Source organism: Pseudoxanthomonas jiangsuensis, assembly GCF_010093185.1.
Lineage (GTDB): Bacteria > Pseudomonadota > Gammaproteobacteria > Xanthomonadales > Xanthomonadaceae > Pseudoxanthomonas > Pseudoxanthomonas jiangsuensis.
Map to the genome: position 1 here is coordinate 1 of NZ_PDWL01000145.1, position 511 is coordinate 511.

General features: G+C 65.8%; 1 protein-coding gene. It reads left to right on the forward strand.

Features of this window, described 5'->3' with window-relative positions; genetic code table 11:
* Position 1: 1 nt before the first annotated feature.
* On the forward strand, positions 2 to 511 hold a 510-nt coding region (locus CSC62_RS17720), incomplete at its 3' end, for a glycosyltransferase family 25 protein (protein WP_246194546.1).

Genomic DNA, 511 nt, shown 5'->3' on the forward strand with positions numbered 1-511 from the left:
GCTGCAGGCCATGTCGGCGCGCTTGGATGCGCTGGGCCTGCCGTTCGAGCGCATTGCTGCCGTCGATGGCGCCACGTTGACGGACGAGCAGATCGCCGACTTCGTACGCGAGCGTCCACTGGAAGGGTCGGGCGATGCCTTCAGCACCGGCCCACGCAAGTGGACAGCGTCCAACATCGGCTGCTTTCTCAGTCATCAGGCAGCGTGGCGCATTGCGGCCGATTCCGACGACGCCTACACGGCGATTTTCGAAGACGACATGCATCTGTCCGATGCGCTGCCGGCGCTATTGCGCAGCACCGATTGGCTGCCCGGCGGCAACAGCATCGTGCGGCTGGAGCCGTCCTACAACCGCATCAAGCTCGATGCCAAAGTGGCGGATGTCGCCGGGCGCCATCTGCGCCTGGTGCGGCCATCGAGGTATCAGCATTGTTGGCCGGTGTGCGCCGGCGCGCTGATCATCGGCAGGGATGCGGCGCGATTGCTGCTGGCTGCAAAGGCGCGCTGGCAC